The organism is Deinococcus frigens DSM 12807 (genome assembly GCF_000701425.1).
In the GTDB taxonomy this organism is placed as follows: domain Bacteria; phylum Deinococcota; class Deinococci; order Deinococcales; family Deinococcaceae; genus Deinococcus; species Deinococcus frigens.
In genome coordinates this window covers 1-26,478 of the sequence record NZ_JNIW01000031.1, presented here as the reverse complement: position 1 = coordinate 26,478, position 26,478 = coordinate 1, and the positions used below count along the sequence as shown (strand labels likewise).

Below are 26,478 nucleotides of genomic sequence, written 5' to 3'. Positions count from 1 at the left end.
GGCACGCCGCCAGTCCTTCAGGCATGGGCCAGATGGCGCAGAGCTGCCATACAGTCCGGTCCGGGAATTGTCATGCCAGCTCAACCCCTCCGCCCTTTCAGGGGACCTCCGCTTGAGGGGAGGCAAATTGCTTTCCCTTCCACTTCATCGCTCACCTAGCCCCAAGCGAACAAAAAAACGCCACCCACACCACGGAGGCGGCGCTTTTAACTCAAACGTTCACTGTGGTTGCTCGGCCCGTACCGGCGAGTGGCCCGCCGAATAGCCCCGGTACTCCTCGCGCAGCTCGCGCTTCAGGAATTTGCCGGTCGCGCCGATGGGCAGGCTGTCGGTCAGCACGGTGGCGTCGGGCAGCCAGAACTTGGCAAAATGGGGTTCCAGCAGGTCCAGCAGCTCCTGATGCGTCACGCTCTGGCCGGGGCGCGGGACCACCACGGCCAGCGGGCGCTCGTCCCACTTGGGATCGTCCATGGCGATCACGGCGCACTGGGCCACGGCGGGATGGGCCATGATGGCGTTTTCCAGGTCAACGCTGCTGATCCACTCGCCGCCCGACTTGATCAGGTCCTTGCTGCGGTCCTGGATGTGCATGTAGCCGCGCTCGTCCAGGGTGGAGATGTCCCCGGTGTCGAACCACAACTCGCCGTCCAGATCGAAGAAGTTGTCCTGACCCGCGCCCTTGTAATAGCTGTTGGCGATCCACGGCCCGCGCGCGATCAGGTTGCCCATCGTCTTGCCGTCGTGGGGCAGGCGCTGGCGGTTGCCGTCCACGATGTCCAGCATGACCAGCGGCACGGTGCGGCCCTGCTTGGCGCGCAGCTTGAAGCCCTCGTCGCTGCCAGGGTCTACATCAAACGGCACGCTGCTGGCGGTGCCCAGCGGGTGCGTCTCGGTCATGCCCCAGGCTTGCAGCATGCTCAGGCCATGCCTGGCGTCAAAGGCGCGCAGCATGGACTCGGGCGCGGCGCTGCCACCCACGATCAGGCGTTCCAGGCCACCGAGTTTATAAGGCTCCCCGGCCTCCTTGGCGCGGTCCAGTTCTCCCAGCAGGCCCATCCAGATGGTGGGCACGCCCGCCGTGATGGTCACCGCCTCGTCCTGAAGCAGCGTGGCGATGCTTTTGCCGTCGCTGAACACCCCGGCGAACACCTGTTTCGCGCCGTACATGGCGCAGGTGTAGGGCAGGCCCCAGGCATTGACGTGAAACATCGGCACGATGGGCAGCACGCTGTCGGCCTCGCCCACGTTCAGGGCATCCTTGGGGGCACTGGCCAGCGAGTGCAGCACGGTGGAGCGGTGGGTGTAGATCACGCCCTTGGGGTTGCCCGTGGTGCCGGAGGTGTAGCACATGGCCGCCGCGTCGTTCTCGTCCAGGCGCGGATAGCGGGCCAGAGGTTCCGCGCCCATCACGAAGGTGTCGTAGTCCTGCACGCCAGGCATCTGCTGCGGCAGCGGTCCCATCACGATAATATGTTCCAGTTTGGGGCAGGCGGCCTGGAGCGCCGGGATCATCGCCGCAAAGACGTTCTCGATCATCAGCACGCGGTCCTCGGCGTCGTTGAGGATCCAGGCCACCTGTTCGGGGTGCAGGCGGATGTTGACGGTGTGCAGCACCAGCCCGGCGCTGGGCACGCCCAGGTACGCCTCCAGGTGCCGGAACGAGTTGACGGCCAGCGTCGCCACCCGGTCTCCTTTCTGCAAGCCCAGGCCCAGCAGGCCGTTCGCCAGCTGCAGGGAGCGGCCTGCCACCTCGCCGTAACTGATGCGGTGCTTTTTGGGAACCGGGTTGCCCGCCTCGTCGCGGCCCGCCGCCAGCAGGCTGACCACCTCGCGCCGGCTGTACTGCCCGCGAATGCGCTCCAGAATGGTAGGAACCGTCAGTTGAACGTCCATCATGTTGCCCTGCATAGTTGAGCCTCCGTGAAAGTAGGGAGAAGAAAAACGGCGGCGGCCCCGTACCACTCCAACTCTGTGCGGCCACCCGGTCTGAACGCTCTGGTGTTTGGGCCGAGTATAGAGAGTGATCGGCGCAGAAGGCGTAGTTCCGCGTGCGTTCCGCCGCCGCCGGGGCAGAGGCCGACAAAAAAACCCACCATAGACGGCGGGCTTGCTTCCCAGAAGGTGTGCCAGGCGCTACCGGCGCGGCGCGTCCTGCCGCTCGGGTTGCGGCATCGGCGGCTTCGCGTGCGCCCCGCCCCGCAGTGGACGCGGCCCGGCGGGGACCAGCACGCCCATACCGTCATCCTGATCGTCACGCGGCGGAGTCGGGCGCTGGGTATCCCGGCGAAATACCCCCGAAAGCCAGCGGTACAGGTTCATGCCCCAGCGTGCGCGCGTGCCCCAGCGAGATTCAAGACCGCAAGTCACGATCTGCGTATTCTGCGGGCATGCCCGCCACCCTGGATCATCTGGTCATCGCCGCCCACACGCTCCAGGAGGGCCGTGCGTGGCTCGAAGGCCGCCTGGGAGTGTCCCTGCAAGGCGGCGGAAAACACGACAACTTCGGCACCCACAACGCGCTGCTGTCGCTGGGGCCGGATTGCTACCTGGAAGTGATCGCCATAGACCCCGACGCCCCCGCGCCGGGTCGCCCCCGCTGGTTCGGACTGGACACGCCTGGCATGCACGAGCGGCTGAAGGACGGCCCCGCATTGATCCACTGGGTGGTGGCAGTGGAAAGGCTGGAGCCTGGGCCAGAGGTGCTGGAACTGTCGCGCGGCGAGAACCGCTGGGCGCTAACCGTGCCTGAGAACGGGGAGCTGCCCATGCACGGCGTCGCCCCCTCGCGCATCCAGTGGCATACGCCCCCGCCCCCGACCCGCCTGACCGATGTGGGCGTGCGCCTGGGACGGCTGCGCTTGGGCACGCCGACGCCCGATACCCTGCGCGCCGTGCTGGACGATCTGAACTTCATGGGCGAGGTGGAGGTCTACGAGGCCCCGCAAGCCGAACTGCGGGCGGTGCTGGAGACGCCGCACGGATTGGTGACGCTGGCGGATTGGTGACGCCGCACGGATTGGTGACGCCGCACGGATTGGTGACGCTGGGAGAATGGTGAGGGGTGGCCCCTGTCAGGGGCGGTCTGAATGTCCAAACGTCTCAGGAGCAAACCGCCAGTCCTTCAGCGTCCAGACCTTTTCCAACTTCGGCAACTTCCCGCTGATCTACCGTCTCTCATCCACCCTGCCCGGCCTGCGCCCGTGCAGCAGCGCCGCCGCCAGTAGCCCGGCCAGGAAGCCGAACAGATGCGCCTCCCACGACACCGCCGGATTGCCCGGCAGGACATCCCACAGGATGCCGCCGTACAGCGCCCCGGCCACCACCGCGACGCCAATGGCGGCGGGCGTGCGCTCCCACCAGCCCACGCCCAGTAGGTAGGCCAGGTAGCCGAAGATCAGTTCGCTGGCCCCCAGATGCACGCTGCCGCCACGCGCGAACAGCCACACCAGCCCGCCGCCCACCACCACCACCACCAGCGTCACCGCCACAAAGCGCCCCACGCCACGCACCGCGCTCATGAAGGCCAGCACGGCCAGCGGCACGGTGTTGGCGATCAGGTGGGGAAAGCCGTAGTGCAAGAAGGGCGCGGTCAGCACATGCCAGAACGTTCCTGGCGTGCGCGGCTCTATGCCGTAGGAATCCAGCCGCCCGCCAAAGGCGAACAGGTCGATGATTTCCTGCACCCAGACTGCGGCGATCAGCGCGGCGGTCACGGCCAATGCGGAACCTACTGGAGCGGGAGCCAGCCTGCGGGGTACGCTGGTGGGGGGAGACGCAGGGCGGCGTTGCATGGGTCCAGTTTGACTGAGACGCCAGCTTTCCAATGCGGACGAATACCCCAATGCGTGGGAGGTCAAAGGATGCTGGGGACACAACTGAGCAGGGCAGTCTTTCTCGTGGTGCTGGGCTTTCTCATGACGTTGGGCCTGGCCGCTCCGGCCAGCGCGGCAGTCCCCCAGTGGAAGGTCAGTACTGTGCAGGGGCAGAAGCTGAAGGTGCCGGTGGGCTGGCAGGTGATCAACCCCAAGGCGGGCGTGATCGTGCTGAGCGATCCCGCCACGCCCACAGGGCCATTCGGCGGCGAGGGTTTCGGGATGTTTCTGGTCTGGAGAGCGGACCCCAGCGGTCTGAGCGCCGCGCAGCTTTCTGAACGGCTGATAGAGGACATCACCGGCAAAACCGTTTTCAACTTGATCGGCGAATCTAGCGCCCAGGGCGTTCTCAGCCGTCTGTATCTGGGCGCGGAGGGCAAGCAGCAGTACACGGTCAGCACCGCCAGCTATGCCGGGGACCGCGCCGCCGGGCGGGGCCAGTGGGTCACGGCCTTTCTGGAACCCGAGGCCCGCTTCAATGACCTGGGGGGGGCGATGTTTCCCTTCGCGGTGCTGGGCAAGGTCAGCGACGCCGAACTAAGTGCGGGCATCGCCAAGTCCAAAAAGGAGGCGGTGGTCATGCAGACGGCCCCGCCCAAAGCCAGCGCCGCCAACCCTGATCCCCGTTGTCAGCCGCTCAAACCAACAGGTGACGCCTTTGAAGATGCCAAGACTGCCATCGGCCAGATCGGCTGCGAACCTGACCCCATCCTGGCGGCGTTTGGAGCCTCACTCAAGGCCCAGCAGGACGAAGCCTTTAACAACTACGCGGAGTCCCTCCGCCGCTCCAACGTGGCCTGGGACAACTACATGGCGACCCTTAAGGAATACTGTTCTGGCAAGAACGCCAAAACCGTGGCGGAATTGCAGGCGGTGCAAAGCACCTGCCAGGTGTCCATGCAGGCGGCCTCCAACTCGCTGAACACCTGGCACCAGACCAACCAGGGCATCCTGTTCAACAGCGGCAATCAACCGTGGTGCTACGCGTACCTACGGGGCAATTGCCGCTGAATCAGGCGTACAGCACGGAACGCAGATGCGCCGCTATCTCACCCAGCGCCACCTCCTGAACCTCGCCGCTGCGCCGCGCCCGGACCTCTGCCTGCCCCCCCGCCACCCCGCGCCCCAGCGTCACGCGCCAGGGAATGCCGGTCAGATCGGCGTCGGCGAACTTGACGCCCGCGCGCAATGAGCGGTCATCCAGCAATACATCTACCCCGGCGGCCTGTAATTCAGCGTAAAGCGTCTCGGCGGCTTCCACCTGCGCGGCGTCCTTCACGTCCACCACGGTCAGGATGACCTCGTGCGGGGCGATGCTGGCGGGCCAGACCAGACCGCGCTCGTCGGCAAGCTGCTCGGCCAGCGCCGCCGCCAGCCGGGTCACGCCCAGGCCGTAGCAGCCCATCGTGGGCGTCTGCGGCTTTCCGTCTGCCGCCGTAAAGGTCATGCCCAGCGCCGCCGTGTAGCGCGTGCCGAGCTGGAAGATGTGGCCCACCTCGGTGCCCCGCGCCGGGAGCAGCGGCTGGGCCGGATCGTGCGCGGAGGCCTCGCCCGCCTCCGCCTGCCGCAGATCGGCCACCTCGGGCAGCGGGAAGTGCTGGTCCCAGTTCGCGCCCACCACATGCCAGTCGGTCTCGTTGGCCCCGGTGGCAAAGTTTCGCGCCTGCGCCGCCGCCCCGTCGCACAGGCGCAGGAACGTGCGGTCTGCGCGGTCCGGCAAGTCGGGCGCGATATAGCCCAGCGGCAGATCGTCGGCCCAGTTCTCCGTAGCGGCCACTTCCAGCGAGGTCAGCGTGCCATTCACCCGCGCCAAGACCGCGTTCCACAGCTTGACCGGATTGACGCTGTGATCGCCGCGCAGGCTGACCAGTACGGGCCGGGTGCAGGTCTGATCGCCGTTCAGATGGCTGGCCTCGTACAGCACGTTCTTGACCATCTGCGCGGGTTCGCAGCCCAGCACGGCGCAGGCGCTTGCCACAGTTGGCGTGCCGGGCGTGTGGCGGCGCTCGAAGGTGTCGAAAGGACTGACCGGGGCCGGGTGGGCGCGGGAGACGGCCTGTTCCGCGTTGGCCGCGTACAGACCGTCAGCGGTGTAGAGCAGCGTGTCCTCGCCCACGTCCGACAGCAGCAGGTATTCGCGGCTCTCGGCCCCGCCGATCATGCCGCTGTCGGCCTGCGCCGCGCGCCAGTCCGCGCCCAGCCGGGTCAGGATGCGGGCGTAGGCGTCGCCCATGACCTCGAAGGTGAGGGCCAGGTCCTCGGGCGTGGCGTGAAAGCTGTAGCCGTCCTTCATCACAAATTCGCGGGTTCGCAGCAGCCCGGCGCGGGGCCGCAGTTCGTCGCGAAATTTGCGGCCAATCTGGTAGATGCTCAGGGGCAGGTTGCGGTAGCTGCCCACCAGCCCGCTCGCCACGGCTACGGCGGCTTCCTCGTGGGTGGGGGCCAGGGCCAGCTCGCGTCCGCCCCGGTCCGTCACGGCGAACATGACCCGGTCGGCGCGGGTGTAGGCGTCCCAGCGCCCGGACTGCCGCCACAGGGCGGCGGGTTGCAGCAGCGGAAAGCTGACCTCCTGCGCCGCGCCGTCCAGTTCCGCGCGGATCAGGGCTTCGAGTTTGTGCAGCACGCGGGTCATGGGCGGCAGCATGGCGTACAGGCCGCTGCCCAGTTGGCGAATAAATCCGGCGCGCAGCAGCATCCCGGTGCCGCGCGTGTCTGCCTGGAGCGGCGTTTCCCGCCGCGTGACGAACGGGCCTTGGGATAGGCGCATTTTCTCTCTCCCTTCTGAGTTGTAAAAACGACGGGTCAAGCGTCACGGGGACGCGTCCGGCAAAATGACGTCTTTACACCCCAGAGGGCGGCGGGCGCACGGGCAGGCCCGCACCACTACGCAGCAGACCAACGGGCCACTGTGTCTGGGGGATCGTCTGCTCGCTCATGGGCTAAAGGTACAGGGCGGAGGAGAGGCGGGTCAAGCGGGGTCAGTCTTCCAGCGCACCCTGTGCCAGCGCGCGAAATTTCTGTAACTCCTTGCTCCTGGGAAAGGCGTCCAGCGCGCGTCCGGTGATCTGAAGCATCTTGGTGTACCAGCCCGCCTGCGTCCACGCCTCGAAGGCTTCCTGGCGGTACAGGTAATAGATGGTCGGCACGCCCAGATTCACCGCGCGGTCAAACTGCCCCGCCGCCGTCTCGGGGTCGCCCAGACGCAGGGCGGCCTTGGCCAGACCCCACCAAGCGTAGGGGTCGCCGGGCCGCGCCTTCACGTCCTGCTGGGCGTGTATCCGGGCATGCTTCCAGTTGGCCGTGGCATTAAAATCGTCGCCCAGTGCCGCCCGGACCTCGGCCTCTCGGGCAGGGGGATAGGCCACCAGATACTCGCCGTTGTAAAAGCGCCACAGTTCGGTCATCTGCGCGGCGCTCAGGCGCAGAGAGGGGCCGCGCAGGGGATCGCTGAGCACGAAGGTGCCGCCGCTGTAGCCGTACACCGTGCGGAAGTGCGCCACGTTGCTGCCTGGCTCCAGGCGTTGCTGCACCACCACCGGAAGGCCGCGCGACACCAGTTCGCGCAGCACGGCGGGATCGCCCGCATACCGGATCACGCTGCGCAGGCCGAAGCGCCCCAGGTAGGCCGCCAGTTCCAGACTGCTGACCTGCGGGTCGCCGGGATAATCCTTCATGGCCCCCGCCGCTGCCGACTGCGTGACGCGCGTTCCGTGATACCCCAGCACGGTCAGGGCGGTGACGGGCGCGCAGTTGTCCGGTCCCTGGTACTCGTGGCGAATGTCTTTGAGGGTGACGCTGGCTGGAAGGGCCGTAACTCCACCGCAGCAGACCAGAATGGTCAGAGAAAGCAGGCGGAACATTTTGAGCATGAAATTTCTCCCTGGGGATCGTATCTGGCAGATTCGTCCCCGCCCCTGCGGGCTTCATTTAACGCCGGGACAGGGTCATGTCGTTTTCGGTCCGGGTTTAGATCAGCTCCATGGAGCATTTATCCGTATTACAGCATCGGGAAAGGGGACTCCCGATGCTTCCATTCTCTCCTGCGGAGCTGTGCCAGTCCCGAATGCTCGGTAAAATCCACTCACGGTCCTGGGCAGAACAGACGCCCATAGAAACGCTTCTCCTCCCCATGAGGACACTCGCCGGCCCGTTCGGTCGAAAGTGAACAACTCTTTTGACAAATGCTCTGGGGTGAGCGTGGCCCTTGGCCCACTGACTTACAACCTACGTTTTCAGGTACTTGCCAAACCACGCCAGCGTCTGCGCCCAGGCGTTGTCGGCGGCAGCCTTGACGTAATTGCCGCCGGTGTCGTTGTTGAAGGCGTGCCCCGCGCCGTCGTAAATCTTGATCGCGTAGGTGGTGCCTGCGGCCTTGAGAGCAGTTTCCAGCGCTGGAATGCCCGCGTTGATCCGGGTGTCGGTGCCGCCGTAAATGCCCAGCACCGCCGCCTTGATGTCCGGCACTTTGGCCGCATCCGGCGCGGGGCCGTAGAAGGGAACGGCGGCCACCAGTTCGGGCGCTTCGGTGGACAGCCGCCAGGTCAGGCCGCCGCCAAAACAAAAGCCCACCGCGCCGATCTTTTGCACGCCCGGCTGCGTTTTGAGAACTGCCAGTGCCGCTTTCAGATTGGCGATGTGTTCATCGCCGGACGTCTGGGCCAGGTAACTGGAAATCTGCGCGGTGTCGATGTACTGCTGGGTGCCGCCGATCTTGGAGACAAGATCCGGGGCCATCGCAATGTATCCGGCCTTTGCCAGTCGGCGCGCGATGTCCTGAATGTGTGGCTGGAGGCCCTTGTTCTCGTGAATCACGATCACGCCGGGCGCGGGGGCATTGCCCGCCGGACGGGCCAGATACGCCAGGTTGGCAAAGCCATTGGCCTCGTAGGTCACAGGCTTGACCACGATGGCCGGGTCACGCGGATCAACCATGCCCGCACCCTTGGCCGGATCGGGCTGGGGCGGGGCGGTCTGGGCGCTTGCCAGCTCGGCGGAGGTGATGCCCGCGATGCCCAGCGAGGTCAGCAGCACCCGCGCGCCCACCACGCCGCCGCCCAGCAGGGTCATGCGGCGCAGGAACTCGCGGCGCTGCAACTCGCCCTCGTGGTAGTCCTCGGCAAATTCCTCGACGACGTAGCGAAACAGATCCTGACGGTCTGGAGCCATATGCAAAACCTCCTGGCAGGGGGCGGGCCGCAGCCCTGGTCGGGAAGCGAACCCTTCGCTGAAGTAACGCAGCGACGGTGCGGGACGGAAAGCGATGATGTTAAACGTTCTGTCCCGAAGTTATCACGCCGCGTCAATTGCGTTCTGTGCGCGGGACTCAGATTCTGGAGTTGATGACGAGCATTCGGCGCAACTGTTGGCAGCAAGACAGCAAAAACGCCCGCTCCACGGAGAGAGAACCGGGAAGACGGTTTCCTACGCCCGCTGCTTTTCCCTGAGTGCGCCGTGTTCCTGCAAATATTCCGCGATCTGCACGGCGTTGAGAGCCGCGCCCTTGAGCAGTTGGTCCCCGGCCACAAACAGATCGATGCCGCCGTCAAAGACCAGCGACTCGCGGATGCGGCCCACCTCCACGTCGTACTTGCCGCTGGCGGTCAGGGGCATCGGGTACACCTGGCCGCCGGGGTCGTCGCGTACCTCCACCCCGCCAGAGCGCGACAGCAGCTCGCGCACCGCGTCCGGCGTGGCGGGGCGCTCCAGCTCCAGCGTGATGGCCTCAGAGTGCGTCCGCAGGGTGGGAATGCGGACCGCCGTGCAACTGATCTTGAGGCTGTCGTCGCCCATAATCTTGCGGGTCTCCCAGACCACCTTCATCTCTTCTTTGGTGTAGCCGTTGTCCTGAAAGGCGTCGATGTGCGGAATGACATTGAAGGGAATCGGGTGCGAGAAGACCTTGTGGCCCGCCTCCTGGCCGTGCAGGACCATGTGGGTCTGCTCCAACAGTTCGTCCATGCCCTTCTGCCCCGCGCCGCTGGTGGCCTGGTAGGTGGACACGATCATTCGCCGCACGCCGTACTCGCGGTGAATCGGGGCCACCGCCAGCACGGCGACGGCGGTGGTGCAGTTGGGGTTGGCGATGATGCCCCTGTGGTGCAGCGCGGCCTCGCCGTTGACCTCTGGCACCACCAGCGGCACTTCCGGGTCATAGCGGAAGGCGCTGGAATTGTCGATCACCACCGCGCCGCCGGCCACCCACGCCGGGGCCTTTTCCTTGCTGATTGCGCCGCCCGCCGAGGCCAGAATCACGTCGGCATCGATTGCGCCTTCAGGGGTGACCTGCACGGTCAATTCCTGGCCCCTGAAGGTCAGCAGATGGCCCGCCGAACGCGGCGAGGCGAACAGCAACAGTTCGTCAAATTTCAGGCTGCTCTTTTCCAGCACGCCCATCAGCTCGTGTCCGACGGCTCCGGTGGCTCCCACAATGGCTACGCGCATAGTTCATCTTCCCCTTGAAATAAAAAGTCCGCCACGCGGTCTGCGGGCGGCTGAGTGCAACAGGCCCGCCGCTACGGAGTAATGGTGAAGGCGGAGCGGCTCATGCACGCAGGGTAGAGGCTGGGCGGGGGCGGGTCAAGCGGGCTGGCTAGGCCACGTCCTTCCCGCCTTCAGACCTTTAAGAGGCACAGACCGCCCCTATTTCTTCTTCCGCAGGAAACTGAGCCAACCGGCCCTTTCCGGGCGCGGCCCGGGGGCGAAATCCTCGAGCTTGATCTCGGCCTCGGGGTGGGGGGCGGCCTCCCAGCCCAGCGGCGTGGCGATCAATCCGCCAAAGCGTCCGGCGGCGTACAGGGCATGTTCGTGCTCCTGCGCCTGGCTGAGGGCGCGGGGGTCCGCCATGCCCTGCAACATGGCCTGAAGGCTGTCGTCATCGCAATTCCAGCAGCCCTGCGAGAAGGTGGCTTCCTTGCCGTAAATCCTGATCCTGACGGGCATCTGTGTTCTCCGGTAACGGGGGTCATCCGCTGGGGTTGATCCGCTGAGGTGGGGCGTGGATTGTAAGACCCGCCCAGAATAGCGCAGCCGCTCCCCGCCCTACGGCAATTCAGCGAACTTTCTCGCCGATCCGCGATTCTTTGCCCGCCATCAAGCGTCCGATGTTGGGTCGGTGTTGCCAGACCAGCAGTGCCACCAGGCCCAGCACGACGGCCATCAGCCACAGCGGACGTCCCAGCGCCACCACCACGATGGCCGCTGCCAGCCCGCCCAGAAGGCTGCCCGCGCTGACATGGCGGGTCAGGGACATGGTGGCGACGCCCATCACGAAGGCCGCCACGCCCACACCGGGATCGAGCGCGGCGATGGTGCCAAAGCTGGTGGCAACGCCCTTGCCGCCCTTAAATCCCAGAAATGGACTGAAGTTGTGACCGATCACAGCGGCCACGCCGCACAGCCCCACCCACTCCGGCGGCAGTCCCAGCGCGCGGGCCAGCCACACCGCCAGCGCGCCCTTTAAGATGTCGAACGCGGCCACCAGCAGCGCCGGCCCTTTGCCCAGCGCGCGCATCACGTTGGTCGCGCCGCTGTTGCCGCTGCCGACCCTGCGGATGTCCACGCCGCGCGAACGCGCCAGCCACGACGCCGCCGGAACGGACCCGATCAGGTAAGAGACCAGCACCGCCGAGAGCGCAAGCAAAAGGGTGGACACAATCACACCTCCGATTGTAGGCCCCCATGCAGGTGGAATGACCCGCCGGAATAGTGAACCGGGTCCGAAGGGAGCCGGCGGGGCAGGCGGGCCACCGGTTTGATTTTCCCTGCCTCACCCGCTACTCTGCTGTGCGCCCGCCGCAGTGGAGGGCAAGCTAGGAACGGTGTCCGAGTGGTTGAAGGAGCACGCCTGGAAAGCGTGTATAGGGGCAACCCTATCGAGGGTTCGAATCCCTCTCGTTCCGCCAGAGCGATGAAGAAGCGTCCCGAAGAGAGAAATCTGTTCGGGGCGTTCCTGTATTGTGGCCTCCAGGGGTGGCTCTGGCCTCCGCTAGAGCAGCAGACCGGGTTGCTGTGGGCAGCACTGAGCAGGAAAGGCCGTCTCGTCTGAGGGACGCAGGAAGCTGGAGTGTCGGGACCTGGACGGAGCGGCACGCTCGAAGGCAAGCCCCCGCCAGTCGGCTCCGCAGCCAACTGCCTGTGGGTGCCGCCGAGAGACGTGAATGGCCGAGCCAGCCGAAACGCTCCCCGCCTCTCCCCGCAACGCCCGACGTGCAATGCGGCAAAAAGGTGCAGGGCAACCAAAGGCGTTTTCGCCGTCTGGTATGAGGGCAGGCTGCGCCCGCGTGGCCCCCTCCTCGGCCTCTATCCAAAAGGGGGAAAGGCGAGAAAGCCCTGGCCTAGACGATGAATCGTGCGCACCGGGTGGTCTGGGGAGAGCCAGGTGTGTAACGCCGGAGGAGTGAGCCGGGTGTGTCAACCCCACCCCTTGACAAATCCCCAATTCGGACGACAATAAATCTTGTAACCGCTTACAACACGTTTTGAAGTTTAGAGGCCACCGTGTCCTCATTCGCCCACGATGAACCACCACACTCCTCCAGTATTGCCATTGCTGTAACCGGTTACAAGTCCCAGCCGTCGTCCGTCCGTCGTGCCTTCCTCGCGCCTCCGGCGAAAAGGAGCCAAGCTGTCAGGTATGTCCTCACCCCGGCCCACCATCGACGACATCGCCCACGAATCCGGCGTCAGCACCGGCACGGTCAGCCGCGTGCTGAACGGGCACAGCACGGTGGCCGCCCGGACACGGGACCGCGTGCAGGAGGTAATTGCCCGCCTGGGCTACGCGCCGGACCCCGCCGCGCGGCACCTGAGCTGGCGTACCGGGCAGACGCTGGGGCTGTCATTTGACCGGGATGACCCGGTGCTGCACCCTTATATGATCCTGTTTCGACGCGCGCTGGAGGCGGGGACGGCGCATCAGGGCGTGCAACTGCTGGAACTGCGCGCCGACCTGACCCGGCTGCCCAGCGCGGTGCTGGTGATGCACGCCATCGACGGCGACCCGCGCCTGAGCTTTCTGCGGGATGCGGGCGTCCCTGCCGTGCTGATCGGCCACCACCCTGACTTCTTCTGGGTGGCTCCCGACGACGTGGGCGGCGCGCGGCTGGCCACCCAGCAACTGACGGGTTCTGGACATCGCCAGCTCGCCTTTCTGGGGGCGGGGCCAAGCCAGGTGGCCCAGGACCGCCAGCGGGGCTTTCTGGCGGCGGCGGCGGCAGTGGGCGCACAGACGGTCAGCCTGCCCAGCGATTTCACGGTGCTGGGCGGCTACCGTGCCGTGCGCCGGGCCTGGGAGGGCGGCGCGCGCTTTACCGGCCTGTTCGCCCAGAGCGATGAGAGCGCCGCCGCTGCGGTGGCTGCGCTGCAAGACCTGGGCGTGGACGTGCCGGGGCAGGTCAGTGTGGTGGGCTTCGACGGCCTGCCCGAACTGCCCTTGCCCATCCGCCTGACCACCGTCGCGCAAAACATCCCCAAAATCGCGTCCACGGCCCTGACGCTGGTGCAGGAGGCCATCTCGGGCCTGTCCCCGCGCGGCGAATTTATCCCCGTCGAACTTATTCGCGGCGCGACCGTTGCGCCTTTCCCTGGAGGGAAGCCATGAAAAAAGTACTGAAAAAAGCACTGTTTGTCAGCCTCGCCGTCCTCGTTGCCGCCGCCGGTTCGGCCTCGGCGCAGACCACCATCAAGATCAACGGCTACGGCGGCCAGGACCCGGCCATTGTGGGCGATCTGATCAACCGCTTCGTCAAGCCCGCGCTGGCAAAGGACAAGATTACGGTGGTCTACCAGCCGCTACAGGGCGACTACAACCAGCAACTGACCACCCTGCTGGCGGCGGGCAACGCGGGCGACGTGTTCTATGTGCCCGGCGAAACGCTGGACGGCTACGTCGCCACCGGCAAACTGCTGGCCCTGAACGGCGTCGTCAACACCACGCCGTTTATCAAGAGCCTCAACGACGCCTTTACCCGCAATGGCAAGACCTACGCCATTTCCAAGGACTTCAACACCCTGACCCTGATCTACAACAAAGACATCTTCGACGAGGCCAAGGTGGCCTACCCCAACGACAACGACACCTGGACCAGCTTTCAGAACAAACTGGCAGCGGTGAAAAAGGCACTGGGCAACGACTATTACGGAGCGTGCCTGGCCCCCGACTACGCCCGTATGGGGCAGTTTGCATTTGCGGCGGGCTGGCAGCCCTTCGACAGCAAGGGCAAGACCAACCTGCTTGATCCGGCCTTTGTCTCGGCTTTCAACTACTTCACCGGATTGAGCAAGGACAAGGTGGGGGTGCAACCTTCCGAGGTGTCTCAGGACTGGTCCGGCGGCTGCCTGGCGTCGGGCAAGGTGGCCGTGGCCATCGAGGGCAACTGGATCGTGGGCTTCCTCAAGGACAATGCGCCCAACCTGAAATACGGCACGGCGCTGATCCCCAAGAACGACAAGACCGGCAAGCGTGGCAACTTCGTGTTCACCGTGGGCTGGGCCATCAATGCGGGCACCAAGAACAAGGCGGCTGCCGCCAAGGTGCTGAACATCCTGACCAGCCCGAACGTGCAGCAGTACGTGTTGGAGCAGGGTCTGGCGATTCCCAGCCGCACGTCGCTGCAAAACAATGCCTACTTTAAAAAGGCCACGCCCGGCGCGGAAAACAGCAAGGTGGTCTTTCAGGGCGCGTCGTCGGGGACGGTGCGGCCCTACTACTTCGGCAACAAGGGGCCGGACTGGGCCAAACCCATCAGCACCGCTCTGGCCGCCGTCCTGAGTGGGCAGAAGTCCAGCGCCGACGCGCTGAAGCAGGCGCAGCAGGAAATGGACACCCTGCAAAACCGCTGAGCTGACAAGCTGACATCAGAGGGGTTGGGAGGCGGGCAGCAACTTGAAGATGCCCACCTTTCTGACCCCCAGCGTTCTCCCGCCGGAGGGCCGCCACCATGCTCAAGAAGGGACAGACCTCAGCCGCCTACCTGTTTCTCGCGCCGTTTCTGATCACCATCGGGATCTTTTTCTTCTATGCCTTTGCGCGGGCCATCTACTACTCGCTGACCGATTTCAACCTGTTCAACACGCCCAAACTGATCGGCATCAAGCCCTATGTGGACGTGCTGTCCGATCCCTCGTTTCGGCGGGCGCTGAGCAATAGCCTGGTGTTTGCCGTCATTACCACCACCCTTCAGACCATTGGGGCGCTGCTGATGGCGGTGGCGCTGAACAACAAGATCCGGGGCATGGCCTTTTTTCGCTCGGCGTGGTACATGCCCAGCATCACGTCCAGCGTGGTCATCACCCTGATTTTTTTGTGGCTGTTCCAGCGCCGGGGCGTCGCCAATTACGCCATTACCCAGTGGCAGACCTATCTGCCGTACACCCTGACCCTGCTGGGCGTGCTGATCGCCGCGCAGGTGGCGCAGGTGCTGTGGGAACGCGCGCGCGGGCTGCCCGCCGGGTGGTTCGATCCCGCGCTGGCCGTCATCAGCCTGCTGATCGCGCTGGCGGTCACGGCCACCCTGAGCTGGACAGGGGTGCTGTCGGTGCGGGACGTGGCCCCCTACGACTTCCAGTATTTCTCGGACCGCTGGATCAGCATTGGCGGCGCGCGGCTTCTGAGCATCCCGATGCTGGTGATCATCATTCAGAACACCTTCACCACCATTCCCACGCTGATGCTGTTTTTCCTGGCGGGGTTGCAGAACATTCCCGGCGCGCTGTACGAGGCCGCCGACATCGACGGGGCGACGCCCATGCAAAAATTAATGAACGTCACGGTTCCGATGCTGCGGCCCGTGACCTTTTACGTGATCACGGTGGGACTCATCGGCACCATGAAGATGTTCGATCAGGTGGCAGTGATCGGCAGCGCCGCGCCTCAGGACACCCTGATCACGCTGGCGTATTACGTGTACATCAATACCTTTAAGGCCGGGGCCGCGCCGGTCAACCTGGCCGCCGCCGCCGCCATCGTACTGGCCGCCATCATTCTGGTGATGGTGTTCTTGCAGCGCCGTTTCATCAGCTCCGAGGCGGTGTGAGATGACCACGACTCTTGCCGAAGTCCGCAAGAACGCCGCCGATCTGGACCGCTGGCTGGCCCGCCGCCGCTGGGCGCGCGCGGGCTGGCTGTACGCCTTTATGCTGGTCATGAGCATCTTCTTCCTGGGGCCGTTTTTAATGGGCCTGCTGAGCAGTATGAAGGACAACCCCAACGAGTACCCGCCCCGCCTGATCATTCCGCAACTGACGCCGCAGTACATCGGGCGCGCGTACAACCTGGGCGTGCAGGGCGCGGGCAGCGGCTGGAATGGGGGGCTGGAGCCGGGCCGCACGGTCACCTTCGACGTCAGCGTGCGTTCCCCGGCAGACGCGCCGCAAGGCCCGCCTACCACGGCGCTGTTTCCGTATCAGCCCACCAGCCTGGTGGCCATTGCCCGCCAGGCGCAGGCCACCGAGTACGCCACCGTGAGGACTGTGGAAACCGGACAGGTGGGCGAGGTCCGCAGCTACCGCATCACCGTGGACTACCCCGCGCTGACGGCGCAGCAGGGCGAGGTCATTGCGGCCAGACTGGCGACACCCGATGAGAACGTGAACGCCAAGCTGCCCGGCGGTCAGATCGTGGCGGTCACGCTGGACACGCCCGCAGCGCAGGACAAACAGTATTCGTTGAACGCCACGCAGGCGGTGGAACTGGTCAAGGCGGGCGACAAGTACTACCTGCGTGGCCCGGTCTTCGAGCGCACGCCGCTGCAAATCGACGTGCAGCGCGGCCAGAGCATCACCGCCAGCACGCTGCCCCCCAGCGACCGGCAGAACTTCGGGCGCAGCTTTGCCTACCGCAACATCACCCCCGGCGTGCTGGGCTACACCTTCAACAACTACCGCCGGGCGTTCAGCGAGACCACCAGCCCGCAGACCGGGCGCAGCCTGTTCTTTTCCTGGGTGCTGAACACCTTTCTGTACGCCTTCCTGCGGGTCAGCGCCGCCATCGTCTTTTGCTCACTGGCCGGATATGCGCTGGCCCGCATGGACTTTCCCGGCAAGAACCTCATCTTTATCGTCGGTGTGCTGTTCGTGCAGATGGTGCCGGATCAGGTCAACCTGGTCAGCAATTACGTGCTGCTGCAAGACCTGGGCCTGCTGAACATCTGGGGCCTGTGGTTTAACGGCCTGGTGGCGGCGGGCGGCGTCTTTCTGATGAAGCAGTTCTTCGAGGGCATGCCCAAGGAACTGGAGGAATCCGCCGCCATCGACGGCGCGGGGCCGCTGATGACCTTTTTCCGCGTGATGCTGCCGCAGGCTGGGCCAGCCCTGATCGCCCTGGCGATTACCCAGTTTCAGGGCGCGTGGAACGACTTTTTCTGGCCGCTGGTGATCCTGCGCCAGAACACCGATTACCTGCTGACCGTGGGGCTGGTCAACTTCCGGCAGCTCTACGGCGGACAGGGCGATTACGGCCTGATCCTGGCGGGCGCGGTTCTCAGTGCCATCCCCGTGATCGTGATCTTCGTGATCTTCCAGCGTTACTTTGTGGATACGGGGTCGGACAGCGCGGTCAAGGGGTAGAGGCTTCGTCGTTTCAAGATTTGGTGGTCAAACGGTCTAAGCGCTCAACAGCCAGACTTTCCACGTCGACCATTGATTTTTTGCGGTTAGACCGTTTGCCGGCTAGATGGTTTGACCTCCCCTCTCATGTTCAAGGAGCCTCGATGCTCAGTACCCGCACCGTCCTTAAAGAAAATGACCTGTATCTCGTTGGAGACGCGCATTACGCCGTTGCCGAGGGCGAGAGCGGCCTGTACCGCCGCGACACGCGCTTTCTTTCGCGCTACAAGTGGCATCTGGACGGTCAGACCCCGCAGACGTTGATGCAACACGAGCGCTTTCCCTTCTGGTTGCACGCCCAGAGTGCCAACGCCAACGTGGGGTACACCATGCGCGTGGGCCTGTCCCGCGATCTTCAGATTACGGCCACGGAGCTGCGCGACACCCTGCACGTCACGCGCTACGTGGGGGACGGGCCGCACACGCTGACGCTGGACCTGGCCGCCGATTTTGCCGATATGTTCGAGGTGCGCGGCTGGCCCTGCAAGGCCGGTGCCAGAGAGGTCGGCACACAGGTCACCACGGACGGCCTGAGCTTCTCATATACGGCGCAGGACGGCCTGGACCACCGCGCGCTGGTCCAGGTCTCACCCGCAGCAGAGTGGACTGGCGAGCGGCTGAGCTGGACCCTGAGCGGAGAGGAAACCGAGATCGTGGTCAGCGTGTTTCCGCTGCTGGCCGATGAACAGCCGACGCCCGGCCACCCGGACGCGCTGGCCGCCGAGTACACCGCAGTCCAGGCCGGCATCGGACGCGATGTCAAGCTGTCCGATCCACGGGACGCCCGCGTGCTGGCCCGGAGCGTCGAGGACCTCCGCAGCCTGAGCTTTCAGACCGCGCAGGGCGCTTTCCCGGCAGCGGGTCTGCCGTGGTTCGTGGCCCCCTTTGGCCGCGACAGCGTGATCATTTCCCTGATGGTCAAGGACCATCTGCCCGATGTGGCGCTGACCGTGGCGCGCTACCTGGCGGCGCACCAGGGCGTTGGATACAACGCGGTCACGCTGGAGCAGCCCGGCAAGATCCTGCACGAGCTGCGCGTGGGCGAGCTGACCCGCACGGGCCGCACGCCGCACCGCCCGTATTACGCCACCGCCGACGCCACGCCGCTGTTCGTGTGGCTGGTGGGCGAACTGAGCGCCGCGCATCCTGACCTGGCCCGCGAACTGCGCCCGAACTGGGAGGCGGCCCTCCAGTGGTGCCTGACCGACGGCGATCCCGATCACGACGGTTTTATCGAGTACACGCCCGACACCGAACCCGGCGGCATCACCAACGCGGTCTGGAAGGACAGCGGCGACAGCACCTTCACCGAGGGCGGCGTGGACGTCAGCGGGCACGTGGCGGTGATTGAGGTTCAGGGTTACGCCTACGCCGCGTATGGGGCGGCGGCGCGCATGTACCGCCTGCTGGGCGAGGGCGGGCTGGCCGCCGAATGGGAGGAGCGTGCCCATGCGCTGCGCGAACGCTTTCAGGCGGCCTTCTGGTGGCCCGAACGCGGCTATTACGTCCACGGTCTGAACGGCGACAAGCAGCCGCTGCGCGTGCTGGTCAGCAACCCGGCGCACACCCTCTGGACCGGGATCATTCCGCCCGCATACGCGGCGCAGGTGGCGAAAACCGCGCTGGGCGAGGAGCTGTGGAGCGGCTGGGGCATCCGCACGCTGGGAACGCGGGAAATCCGTTACAACCCGGTGTCATACCACAACGGCAGCGTCTGGCCGCATGACACCGCCGCCGCTGCGCTGGGCCTGCACCGCTACGGTCTGAATGCCGAGGCCCGCAGCGTGGCCCGTGCCCTGTTCGACGCTGCCCGCGCCGCCCCCGACGCCCGATTGAGCGAACTGTTCGCTGGATTCCCGCGCCAGGACGGGACGCCGCCTGTTCCATATCCCGCCGCCTGCCACCCGCAGGGCTGGGACGCGGCGGCGGTGCTGGCGCTGGCACATCTGCTGGGGGACGAGCTGGGCGACGAGGTGCCTGACCCGCAGGAAACGCTGACTTGAGGGCCGTGTCAGGCTGGCGCGCCAGGGCTTTACGCTGAAACGCGGGAATCCCACCGACTGTTAGGGAACCAGAGCAGGGTGGTGTTTTCTGCCACCCGCTTCGCTCGGGTTCGTGCTCGACCCATCGCCATCTGATACGGATTCCGGTTGAACAGTTATGAAATAACTGCGAAACCCGACCAACGGGAGAAGGGAAAGTACGGATTCCAGAATGGTGTTGGCTTTTGGTGCTGTCCCAAAAGATAACTGAATGACCGGAATCCGTATGGTCTCAGCACGGCACGGCTTGCCATTGCAGTGTTGCCGTCAAGTCTGATTCAGGGGTGGCCGCCACAGTTCAACCCCTCTGCGTCGCAGCTTGACGGGTCCGCCCCTCAGAAGGAAGGCGAGGACACATGGAATGGTCGTGCCAGTCATGCCCCCTGACTCCGCTTGCGGGAAAAAGAGCTGGGAGTAGACTGAGGGGTGCTGCCCTTCCGTTCTGCCGCATCCTGACCCCCACCCTCCCTTTGATAGCGCTATCATCAGTGCGTTGCGACAGTCCAGCTTCGCGCTTTTTGCGCGCCTTCACTTTCCTTCCCTGGAGGGTTCCATCTGACCCGTACCCGATCTTCCTCTTCCCCCGGTCCGGCCCGAAACGCCCGCAAACGCCAGGGCGTCACCCTGAGTCAGGTGGCGCAGGCGGCGGGCGTGGCGGTCATGACCGTCAGCCGCGCGCTGAACACGCCCGAGGCCGTTTCCCCCGAACTGCGCGCCCGCATCCACGAGGCGGTGGCGCAGCTCGGCTATATCCCGGACCGACTGGCCGGCAGCCTGGCGCGCGGTTCCGGCAGGGTGATCCCGGTGCTGATTCCCACGCTGCACCATTCGGTGCATGTGCCCACGCTGGACGCGTTACATGACGTACTGGACGCCGCCGGATACCATACCCTGCTGGGCACCACCGAGTACGATGTGGCGCGCGAGGAAGAGCTGGTGCGCGCCCTGCTGGGCTGGCGGCCCGACGGCATCATCCTGTCCGGGATCGATCACAGCGAGGCCACCCTGCGGATGGTGGGGGCGGTGGGCGTGCCGGTGATGGAACTGCTGGACCTCTCGCCGCGTCCGCTGGACCTGAACGTGGGCTTCGATCACGCCGCCGTGGGCCGGGCGGTGGCGCGCGACCTGATCGAACGCGGGCGGCGGCGGGTGGCCTACGCCGGGTCGATGACCGACAGCGATCCGCGCAGCGTGCGCCGCATGGCCGCCTTTCAGGCCACGCTGGCGGGCGCGGGCCTGCGCGCCGATCTGGTGGCCCACCGCGAAAGCCCCAGCTCGATCACCGTGGGCGGCGAACTGCTGGCCGAGCTGCTGGGCCGCTGGCCGGACATGGACGCCGTGTTCATGATCAACGACGATCTGGCCGCCGGGGCACTGTTCGAGGCGCAGCGCCAGGGCATCCGCGTGCCGCAGGACCTCGCCATCTGCGGCTTCAACGATCAGGACATCGCCGCCAACCTCAACCCGCCGATCAGCACTGTCCGCACGCCGCGCGCCCGGATGGGCCGGGTGGCCGCCGAGATGCTGCTGTCCAGCCTGCGCGGCCAACCACCCGCCCAGAAGCGCGTCGATCTGGGCTTCGAGATCATCCACCGCCAGACCACCTGAACGCCCCATCCAATATCTAGCCCTATCCAATATCTAGTCCCATCCAGCCCCTGCCAGTCGCTAACGGAGACCCCATGACCAGACCTGACCTGCTGATCGTCGCCCCGATGATGCCCCTCGTGATGGAGACGCTGGAACGCGATTTCCAGACCCACCGCCTGTGGGAAGCGCCCGATAAGGCGGCCTTGCTGAAAGAGGTGGGCGGGCGGGTGCGGGGCGTTGCCACCAACGGCGGGGCGGGCCTGGCGCGTGAAGTGATGGACGCCCTAGGCGCACTGGAAGTGGTGGTCATCTACGGCGTGGGCCTGGAGGCCGTCGATCTGGCCGAGTGCGCCCGCCGGGGCATTGTGGTCAGCAACACGCCCGACGTGCTGACCGCCGACGTGGCCGATCAGGGGTTGGGGCTGCTGCTGGCCCTGGCGCGCCGCGTCGCCTACGGGGACCGCTATGTGCGCGCCGGACACTGGCCGCACAGGGGCGAGATGCCGCTGACCACCCGGCTGGGCGGCAAGGTGGCCGGAATCCTGGGTTTCGGGCGCGTGGGGCAGGCGCTGGGCCGCCGCCTGGAAGCGCTGGACATGACGGTGGTGTACAGCAATCCGTCCCCGCCGGACGGGGCCACCCAGCAGCGTTACCCGGACGCCGTTTCCCTGGCCGCCGCCAGTGACGTACTGATCGTCGCGGCGGCGGGCGGAGACGGCACACGCAGCATGGTGGACGCGGCGGTGCTGGACGCCCTGGGGCCGCAGGGCATGCTGGTCAACGTCTCGCGCGGCAGCATCGTGAACGAGGCCGATCTGGTGGCGGCGCTTCAGAACGGCAAGGTCGCGGGCGCAGCGCTGGACGTGTTCGCTGCCGAGCCGCAGGTGCCCTCAGAGTTGCTGAACATGGACAACGTGGTGCTAGCCCCCCACGCCGCCAGCGGTACGGTGGAAACGCGCGGCGAGATGGGCCAACTGGTGCTGGACAACCTGAGCCAGTATTTCGCAGGCGGCACGCTAAAAACCCCCGTGTGTTTGCCCACCGCGTGAGTCAATCACTGGTGATCCACGCGGCGGGCGATCTGCGGCTGGAGGACTGTCCAGAGCAACCTCTCCAGGCGGGTGAAGTGCGTGTCCGCCTGGGGGCGGGCGGCATCTGCGGCTCGGACCTGCACTACTTCGCGCATGGCGGCGTGGGCAATTTCCTGGTGCGTCAGCCGCTGACGCTGGGACATAAGGTGGCCGGGACCGTTCAGGAGGTGGGGCCGGGGGTGACGGGGCTGGCTCCTGGCGCGCGCGTCGCCGTCAACCCGGTGCGGCCCTGCCTGAGCTGTGATCAGTGTCTGGCGGGCCGCCCCAACCTGTGCCGCAACGTGCTCTTCTACGGCTCGGCGGCGCGCTTTCCGCACGTCCAGGGGGCGTTTTCGCATAGCTTTGTGGCCCACCAGTCGCAGTGTTTTCCCATCCCGCACCACCTTTGCTTTGAAGTCGCTGCTCTGGCTAAGCCGCTGGCCGTCACCCTGCACGCGGTCAACCAGGCCGAGCCGCTGCTGGGAAAAAGCGTGCTGATCGTCGGTTCTGGTCCCATCGGCGCGCTGACCGTGCTGAGCGCCAGACTGGCCGGGGCGCGGCAGATCACCGTGACCGACTTGCAGGATCAGCCGCTGGCCGTGTCAAAGCAACTGGGGGCCGAGCGGACCGTGAATGTGGGCCGCGAGTCATTGGACGAACTGGAGGTAGACACGGCTTTTGAGGCGTCTGGCACGCCTCCCGGCCTCGCCTCGGCGATCTCGGCCCTCGCGCCGGGGGGGACGCTGGTGCAACTGGGCATGTTGCCGCCGGGCATGACCCAGGCACCGCTGAATCTGCTGCTGGCCCGTGAATTGCGCCTGATCGGCTCGTTCCGGTTCGTGGATGAGTACGCGCGGGCGCTGGAGCTGCTCGCGGCGGGCAGGGTAGATCTGAGGCCCCTCCTGAGCGCCCGCTTCCCGCTGTCGCAGGCAGCAGACGCCTTTGCCCTGGCCGCAGACCGCACGCGGGCCATGAAGGTCAGCCTCGTGCCGGACGATCTCCATCTCATGCCAGACGATCTCCATGCCACCACAGGAGCCTGATGACCCAGCCCAGCTCAACTGACCTTCTCGCCGTCGCCCACGCCGCCACCACGCTGCCCCTGCAACAGGTCTTCGCCAGCGGGCCAGGTCACCGCGCCCGCCTGAGCGTCATGCAGGGCGTTGGGCCGTGGCACCACCATCCCAACACCACCGAGACGTTTGTCGTGCTGGAGGGCGCATTGACGCTGGATTTCCGCAGCGGCGACTCGGTGACGCTGCGCGCGGGCCACAGCCTGACCGTTCCCACCGGCCTGTCGCACCGTTCGCGCGCCAGCGGGCGGGCCGTCAGCCTCAGTCTGGAAGTCGCCGAACCGCAGGTCGTGTTAGAGGAGGAACCCGCGTGAGCCATCCGTTTCCCGGTCTGGAACACCTGATCCCCGCCGACGCCACCCTGCAAAAACTCGCTGGCGGGGCCACCTGGGGCGAGGGGCCGGTGTGCCTGGAGGACGGCGCGGTGCTGTGGAGCGACATCCCCGGCAACCGCGTGCTGCGCTGGCATCCGCAGGACAGCACGCCGGACGCGCCGTTCAGCGTGGCCGTGCAGCCCTCGCACTTTCACAACGGGCACACCCGCGATGACGCCGGGCGGCTGTACGCCTGCTCGCACGGCGAGCGCGCGGTGCTGCGTTCGGACGACGCGGGCCACAGTTGGCACTCCATCGCCACTCACCACGGCGACAAACGGTTGAACAGTCCCAACGACATCATCGTGGCCCGCGACGGCGGCGTGTGGTTCTCCGATCCGCCCTACGGCCTGATCCAGCCGCACGAGGGCTACGGCGGCGAGCAGGAGCAGGAGGGCTGCTGGGTCTACCGCCTGGACCCCGATACCGGGGCGGTGGAGGCCAAAGTCTGCGATCTGCTGCGGCCCAACGGCCTGGCCTTCAGTCCCGACGAGACCACGCTGTACGTCACCGACACCAGCAAGAGCCACGATCCGGCGGGCCACCACCACATTCACGCCTACCCGGTGTCCGGCAACGACGTGGGCGAGGGCCGCGTCTTCGCCGTCGTCGATCCTGGCCTGCCCGACGGCATCCGCATCGACGCACACGGCCACCTGTGGAGCAGCAGCGGCGGCGGCGTGCAGGTGTTCGCCCCGGACGGCACGCGGCTGGGCGTGGTGGATGTGCCAGAAGTCATCGGCAACCTGACCTTCAGCCACCTGGAACCGTACCTGTATATCGCCGCCAGCAGCAGCCTGTATCGCCTGCCCGTGTCCGTCAGGGGGGCCAGGTTCTGATGCCCCAGTCCAGACTGGCCGTCATCGGCACCGGCCTGATGGGCCGCCCGATGGCCGAGAACCTGCTCAAGGCGGGCTACGAGGTGATCGTCTACAACCGCTCGCCCAGAAACCCGGCAGCGCTGGCCGAACATGGGGCGACGGTGGCGGCCAGTCCCGCTGAGGCCGTCCAGCACGCCGATCTGGTCATAACCATGCTGCCCAACGGCTCCGTCGTCTCGGAAGTCCTGCTGGGTGGAGTTCTCGGGGCGGCGCGGCCCGGCACGCTGTTCGTGGACATGAGCAGCATTCACCCTGCGGTTGCCCGTGATCTAGCGGCGGCGGCGCAGCACAGAGGCCTGCGGTTTCTGGATGCCCCGGTCAGCGGCGGCACGGGCGGCGCGGCGCGCGGCGAGTTGGCGATCATGGCCGGGGGGCCAGCAGACTGGATCGACGAGGCCCGGCCCATGCTGGACGTGCTGGGCCACGTTACGCCTGTCGGCCCGTCCGGTAGCGGGCAACTGGCAAAACTGGTCAATCAGGTGATCGTGGCGGTGACAATCGGCGCGGTGGCTGAGGGCCTGACCCTGGCCCGCGCGGGCGGCGCGGACCCGGCCCGCGTGCGCGAGGCGATTCTGGGCGGTTTCGCGCAGAGCCGCATCCTGGCCGAACACGGCGCGCGCATGATCGAGCGGCGTTTCCAGCCCGGAGGTACCATCACCACCCAGATCAAGGATCTGGACGCCGCGCTGGACGTGGCCGACAGCCTGGGAGCCGCCATGCCGTTGACGACGCGCGCCCGTGAACTCTTCGCCGACTACGCGCAGGCCGACGGCGGCGCGCGGGCCGGGGATGACCACAGCGCCCTGGTGCGGCACATTGAGGCGCTGGGCGGCCTGCTGGTGGAGGGATGATCTCTAGCCTGTTCGATCTGAGCGGCCAGCGCGCCCTGATCACCGGGGGCGGCGGCGGCCTGGGGCTGGCCCTGGCACGCGGTCTGGCGCAGCACGGCGCGGCGGTGGTGCTGAATGGCCGGGACATTGGCAAGCTGGACGCCGCCGTCCAGGGGTTGCGGGACGAGGGCTTCGAGGCCAGCGCTGCTCCCTTTAATGTCACGGACGAGGCGGCGGTGCGGGCTGGAATTGCGGACGTGCTGGCAGGCGGCGAACTGCACATTTTAATCAACAACGCCGGCATTCAGCGCCGCGCCCCGCTGACCGAGCTGACCCTCGACCTCTGGAACGAGGTGCTGACCACCAACCTGACGGCGGCGCTGCTCGTCTCGCGCGAGGTTGCGCCGCATTTTCTGGCACGCGGGAGCGGTAAGGTCATCAATATCCTGTCGGTGATGTCCGAAGTCGGGCGGCGCACGATTGCGCCCTACACGGCGGCCAAGAGTGGCTTAAAGGGCCTGACGCGCGCCATGTGCGCCGAGTGGGCGGAGGGCGGCATTCAGGTCAACGGCATCGGCCCCGGCTACTTCGCTACCGCGATGAACGCTGCCCTGCTCGCCGACGGGGCGTTCACCACCTGGGTCAGTGGCCGGACTCCTGCCGGACGCTGGGGCAACCTGGAAGAACTGGTGGGGGCTGCCGTGTTCCTGTCCTCGCGGGCCAGCAGCTATGTCAACGGTCAGGTCATCTACGTGGACGGCGGCATGCTCTCGGTGCTGTGACAGCCGCTCTCGCCCCCTGGTGGCAGCGAATCACTCAGGAGTTGCACCTATGAATAGCGCGGGAGCAGCGTCCCAGACGATAAATCTTGACCTGCTCGCGTGGGGCGGTTTCTGCCATTCTCTCGCCTTCCTCCGCTCCCCCGCATCTCAAAAGCCCAGTGTCTCAATGCTGTCGTCATGCCTTTCATCATTTTCCCGAACCGATCACGCCTATCCAATTTCGCCAGACCAGTCTGGCGATTACTCTGGGATTCTCCCGCCAGGAGAGGTTTTCTCTGATTATGCAGGTGCAACTCCTGAGAATCACCCCGGGAAGAGGCTTGCATTCCGCAATTTGTTAGCGCTATCATTTGTAACAACAC

General features: G+C 66.1%; 23 protein-coding genes and 1 tRNA gene. 15 read left to right on the top strand and 9 right to left on the bottom strand.

The window, feature by feature from the left end:
• Window positions 1-219: 219 nt before the first annotated feature.
• The gene (locus Q322_RS0111850) at window positions 220-1,908 is read right to left on the bottom strand and encodes a long-chain fatty acid--CoA ligase (protein ID WP_034418453.1); all 1,689 of its coding nucleotides are present in this window, start codon (window positions 1,906-1,908) and stop codon (window positions 220-222) included.
• A gap of 225 nt (window positions 1,909-2,133) precedes the next feature.
• Entirely contained in the window at window positions 2,134-2,367 is a 234-nt protein-coding gene (locus tag Q322_RS23375; protein ID WP_156953021.1) for a hypothetical protein, read from the bottom strand.
• Window positions 2,368-2,387: 20 nt separating this feature from the next.
• Here Q322_RS23375 and Q322_RS0111845 point away from each other — a divergent pair, with 20 nt between their 5' ends.
• Window positions 2,388-3,005, top strand: a complete 618-nt coding sequence (locus Q322_RS0111845; protein WP_029478124.1) for a VOC family protein — start codon at window positions 2,388-2,390, stop codon at window positions 3,003-3,005.
• Between the two features lie 159 nt (window positions 3,006-3,164).
• Here the strand turns inward: Q322_RS0111845 and Q322_RS0111840 are convergent, their stop codons facing one another.
• Window positions 3,165-3,791 carry a rhomboid family intramembrane serine protease gene (locus Q322_RS0111840; RefSeq protein WP_034418452.1) on the bottom strand — a complete coding sequence of 209 codons (627 nt, stop codon included), beginning with the start codon at window positions 3,789-3,791 and terminating at the stop codon, window positions 3,165-3,167.
• A 69-nt stretch (window positions 3,792-3,860) separates the two neighbouring features.
• Here Q322_RS0111840 and Q322_RS0111835 point away from each other — a divergent pair, with 69 nt between their 5' ends.
• Window positions 3,861-4,883: a hypothetical protein gene (locus Q322_RS0111835; protein ID WP_029478122.1), complete on the top strand. Its 1,023-nt coding sequence runs from the start codon at window positions 3,861-3,863 to the stop codon at window positions 4,881-4,883.
• A 1-nt stretch (window position 4,884) separates the two neighbouring features.
• Here the strand turns inward: Q322_RS0111835 and Q322_RS0111830 are convergent, their stop codons facing one another.
• The 6 genes from Q322_RS0111830 to plsY form a co-directional block, all read right to left on the bottom strand.
• The gene (locus tag Q322_RS0111830; protein WP_029478121.1) at window positions 4,885-6,639 is read right to left on the bottom strand and encodes a proline--tRNA ligase; all 1,755 of its coding nucleotides are present in this window, start codon (window positions 6,637-6,639) and stop codon (window positions 4,885-4,887) included.
• 211 nt (window positions 6,640-6,850) lie between these two features.
• On the bottom strand, window positions 6,851-7,741 hold the full coding sequence (locus tag Q322_RS0111825; RefSeq protein WP_211248897.1) for a C39 family peptidase: 891 nt from the start codon (window positions 7,739-7,741) through the stop codon (window positions 6,851-6,853).
• Window positions 7,742-8,096: 355 nt separating this feature from the next.
• The gene (locus Q322_RS0111820; protein WP_029478119.1) at window positions 8,097-9,038 is read right to left on the bottom strand and encodes a dienelactone hydrolase family protein; all 942 of its coding nucleotides are present in this window, start codon (window positions 9,036-9,038) and stop codon (window positions 8,097-8,099) included.
• A 255-nt stretch (window positions 9,039-9,293) separates the two neighbouring features.
• Window positions 9,294-10,313, bottom strand: a complete 1,020-nt coding sequence (locus tag Q322_RS0111815) for an aspartate-semialdehyde dehydrogenase (protein WP_029478118.1) — start codon at window positions 10,311-10,313, stop codon at window positions 9,294-9,296.
• Window positions 10,314-10,511: 198 nt separating this feature from the next.
• Entirely contained in the window at window positions 10,512-10,811 is a 300-nt protein-coding gene (locus Q322_RS0111810) for a hypothetical protein (RefSeq protein WP_029478117.1), read from the bottom strand.
• 109 nt (window positions 10,812-10,920) lie between these two features.
• Window positions 10,921-11,529, bottom strand: a complete 609-nt coding sequence (plsY, locus tag Q322_RS0111805) for a glycerol-3-phosphate 1-O-acyltransferase PlsY (RefSeq protein WP_415831129.1) — start codon at window positions 11,527-11,529, stop codon at window positions 10,921-10,923.
• 154 nt (window positions 11,530-11,683) lie between these two features.
• On the opposite strand from plsY, the gene Q322_RS0111800 reads away from it, so the two are divergent.
• From Q322_RS0111800 to Q322_RS0111740, 13 genes are all read left to right on the top strand, one after another.
• Window positions 11,684-11,773: transfer RNA gene (locus Q322_RS0111800), tRNA-Ser, on the top strand.
• 731 nt (window positions 11,774-12,504) lie between these two features.
• The gene (locus tag Q322_RS0111795) at window positions 12,505-13,470 is read left to right on the top strand and encodes a LacI family DNA-binding transcriptional regulator (RefSeq protein ID WP_029478115.1); all 966 of its coding nucleotides are present in this window, start codon (window positions 12,505-12,507) and stop codon (window positions 13,468-13,470) included.
• Window positions 13,467-14,711 (top strand): extracellular solute-binding protein, encoded by a 1,245-nt coding sequence (locus tag Q322_RS0111790; RefSeq protein ID WP_029478114.1) that lies wholly within the window; start codon window positions 13,467-13,469, stop codon window positions 14,709-14,711. Before Q322_RS0111795 ends, Q322_RS0111790 begins: the two co-directional genes overlap by 4 nt.
• 98 nt (window positions 14,712-14,809) lie before the next feature.
• Complete coding sequence (locus Q322_RS0111785) at window positions 14,810-15,904, top strand: carbohydrate ABC transporter permease (RefSeq protein ID WP_029478113.1); 1,095 nt, start codon at window positions 14,810-14,812, stop codon at window positions 15,902-15,904.
• Window position 15,905: 1 nt separating this feature from the next.
• Window positions 15,906-17,435 carry a carbohydrate ABC transporter permease gene (locus Q322_RS0111780; protein WP_029478112.1) on the top strand — a complete coding sequence of 510 codons (1,530 nt, stop codon included), beginning with the start codon at window positions 15,906-15,908 and terminating at the stop codon, window positions 17,433-17,435.
• Window positions 17,436-17,578: 143 nt separating this feature from the next.
• Window positions 17,579-19,477: an amylo-alpha-1,6-glucosidase gene (locus Q322_RS0111775; protein WP_029478111.1), complete on the top strand. Its 1,899-nt coding sequence runs from the start codon at window positions 17,579-17,581 to the stop codon at window positions 19,475-19,477.
• Window positions 19,478-20,149: 672 nt separating this feature from the next.
• Window positions 20,150-21,124: a LacI family DNA-binding transcriptional regulator gene (locus tag Q322_RS0111770; protein WP_051668482.1), complete on the top strand. Its 975-nt coding sequence runs from the start codon at window positions 20,150-20,152 to the stop codon at window positions 21,122-21,124.
• A gap of 74 nt (window positions 21,125-21,198) precedes the next feature.
• Entirely contained in the window at window positions 21,199-22,155 is a 957-nt protein-coding gene (locus tag Q322_RS0111765) for a 2-hydroxyacid dehydrogenase (RefSeq protein ID WP_029478109.1), read from the top strand.
• Window positions 22,152-23,219 (top strand): L-idonate 5-dehydrogenase, encoded by a 1,068-nt coding sequence (locus Q322_RS0111760; RefSeq protein WP_051668487.1) that lies wholly within the window; start codon window positions 22,152-22,154, stop codon window positions 23,217-23,219. The genes Q322_RS0111765 and Q322_RS0111760 overlap by 4 nt, the downstream gene beginning before the upstream one ends.
• Window positions 23,219-23,563 (top strand): cupin domain-containing protein, encoded by a 345-nt coding sequence (locus tag Q322_RS0111755; RefSeq protein WP_029478107.1) that lies wholly within the window; start codon window positions 23,219-23,221, stop codon window positions 23,561-23,563. The genes Q322_RS0111760 and Q322_RS0111755 overlap by 1 nt, the downstream gene beginning before the upstream one ends.
• Entirely contained in the window at window positions 23,560-24,462 is a 903-nt protein-coding gene (locus Q322_RS0111750; protein WP_029478106.1) for an SMP-30/gluconolactonase/LRE family protein, read from the top strand. Before Q322_RS0111755 ends, Q322_RS0111750 begins: the two co-directional genes overlap by 4 nt.
• Window positions 24,462-25,355, top strand: coding sequence for an NAD(P)-dependent oxidoreductase (locus Q322_RS0111745; RefSeq protein ID WP_029478105.1), 894 nt, complete (start codon window positions 24,462-24,464; stop codon window positions 25,353-25,355). Before Q322_RS0111750 ends, Q322_RS0111745 begins: the two co-directional genes overlap by 1 nt.
• Window positions 25,352-26,116 carry an SDR family oxidoreductase gene (locus tag Q322_RS0111740; RefSeq protein WP_029478104.1) on the top strand — a complete coding sequence of 255 codons (765 nt, stop codon included), beginning with the start codon at window positions 25,352-25,354 and terminating at the stop codon, window positions 26,114-26,116. Before Q322_RS0111745 ends, Q322_RS0111740 begins: the two co-directional genes overlap by 4 nt.
• Window positions 26,117-26,478: the final 362 nt, after the last annotated feature.

What these genes read in the sequence shown, in the direction of transcription:
- Q322_RS0111785 (WP_029478113.1), top strand. Translation starts at nt 14,810, where the DNA reads ATGCTCAAGAAGGGACAGACCTCAGCCGCCTACCTGTTTCTCGCGCCG.
- Q322_RS0111835 (WP_029478122.1), top strand. Translation starts at nt 3,861, where the DNA reads ATGCTGGGGACACAACTGAGCAGGGCAGTCTTTCTCGTGGTGCTGGGC.
- Q322_RS0111745 (WP_029478105.1), top strand. Translation starts at nt 24,462, where the DNA reads ATGCCCCAGTCCAGACTGGCCGTCATCGGCACCGGCCTGATGGGCCGC.
- Q322_RS0111790 (WP_029478114.1), top strand. Translation starts at nt 13,467, where the DNA reads ATGAAAAAAGTACTGAAAAAAGCACTGTTTGTCAGCCTCGCCGTCCTC.
- Q322_RS0111775 (WP_029478111.1), top strand. Translation starts at nt 17,579, where the DNA reads ATGCTCAGTACCCGCACCGTCCTTAAAGAAAATGACCTGTATCTCGTT.
- Q322_RS0111825 (WP_211248897.1), bottom strand. Translation starts at nt 7,741, where the DNA reads ATGCTCAAAATGTTCCGCCTGCTTTCTCTGACCATTCTGGTCTGCTGC.
- Q322_RS0111780 (WP_029478112.1), top strand. Translation starts at nt 15,906, where the DNA reads ATGACCACGACTCTTGCCGAAGTCCGCAAGAACGCCGCCGATCTGGAC.
- Q322_RS0111820 (WP_029478119.1), bottom strand. Translation starts at nt 9,038, where the DNA reads ATGGCTCCAGACCGTCAGGATCTGTTTCGCTACGTCGTCGAGGAATTT.
- Q322_RS0111765 (WP_029478109.1), top strand. Translation starts at nt 21,199, where the DNA reads ATGACCAGACCTGACCTGCTGATCGTCGCCCCGATGATGCCCCTCGTG.
- Q322_RS0111810 (WP_029478117.1), bottom strand. Translation starts at nt 10,811, where the DNA reads ATGCCCGTCAGGATCAGGATTTACGGCAAGGAAGCCACCTTCTCGCAG.
- Q322_RS0111830 (WP_029478121.1), bottom strand. Translation starts at nt 6,639, where the DNA reads ATGCGCCTATCCCAAGGCCCGTTCGTCACGCGGCGGGAAACGCCGCTC.
- Q322_RS0111845 (WP_029478124.1), top strand. Translation starts at nt 2,388, where the DNA reads ATGCCCGCCACCCTGGATCATCTGGTCATCGCCGCCCACACGCTCCAG.
- Q322_RS0111850 (WP_034418453.1), bottom strand. Translation starts at nt 1,908, where the DNA reads ATGCAGGGCAACATGATGGACGTTCAACTGACGGTTCCTACCATTCTG.
- Q322_RS0111795 (WP_029478115.1), top strand. Translation starts at nt 12,505, where the DNA reads ATGTCCTCACCCCGGCCCACCATCGACGACATCGCCCACGAATCCGGC.
- Q322_RS0111740 (WP_029478104.1), top strand. Translation starts at nt 25,352, where the DNA reads ATGATCTCTAGCCTGTTCGATCTGAGCGGCCAGCGCGCCCTGATCACC.
- Q322_RS0111840 (WP_034418452.1), bottom strand. Translation starts at nt 3,791, where the DNA reads ATGCAACGCCGCCCTGCGTCTCCCCCCACCAGCGTACCCCGCAGGCTG.
- Q322_RS0111755 (WP_029478107.1), top strand. Translation starts at nt 23,219, where the DNA reads ATGACCCAGCCCAGCTCAACTGACCTTCTCGCCGTCGCCCACGCCGCC.
- Q322_RS0111815 (WP_029478118.1), bottom strand. Translation starts at nt 10,313, where the DNA reads ATGCGCGTAGCCATTGTGGGAGCCACCGGAGCCGTCGGACACGAGCTG.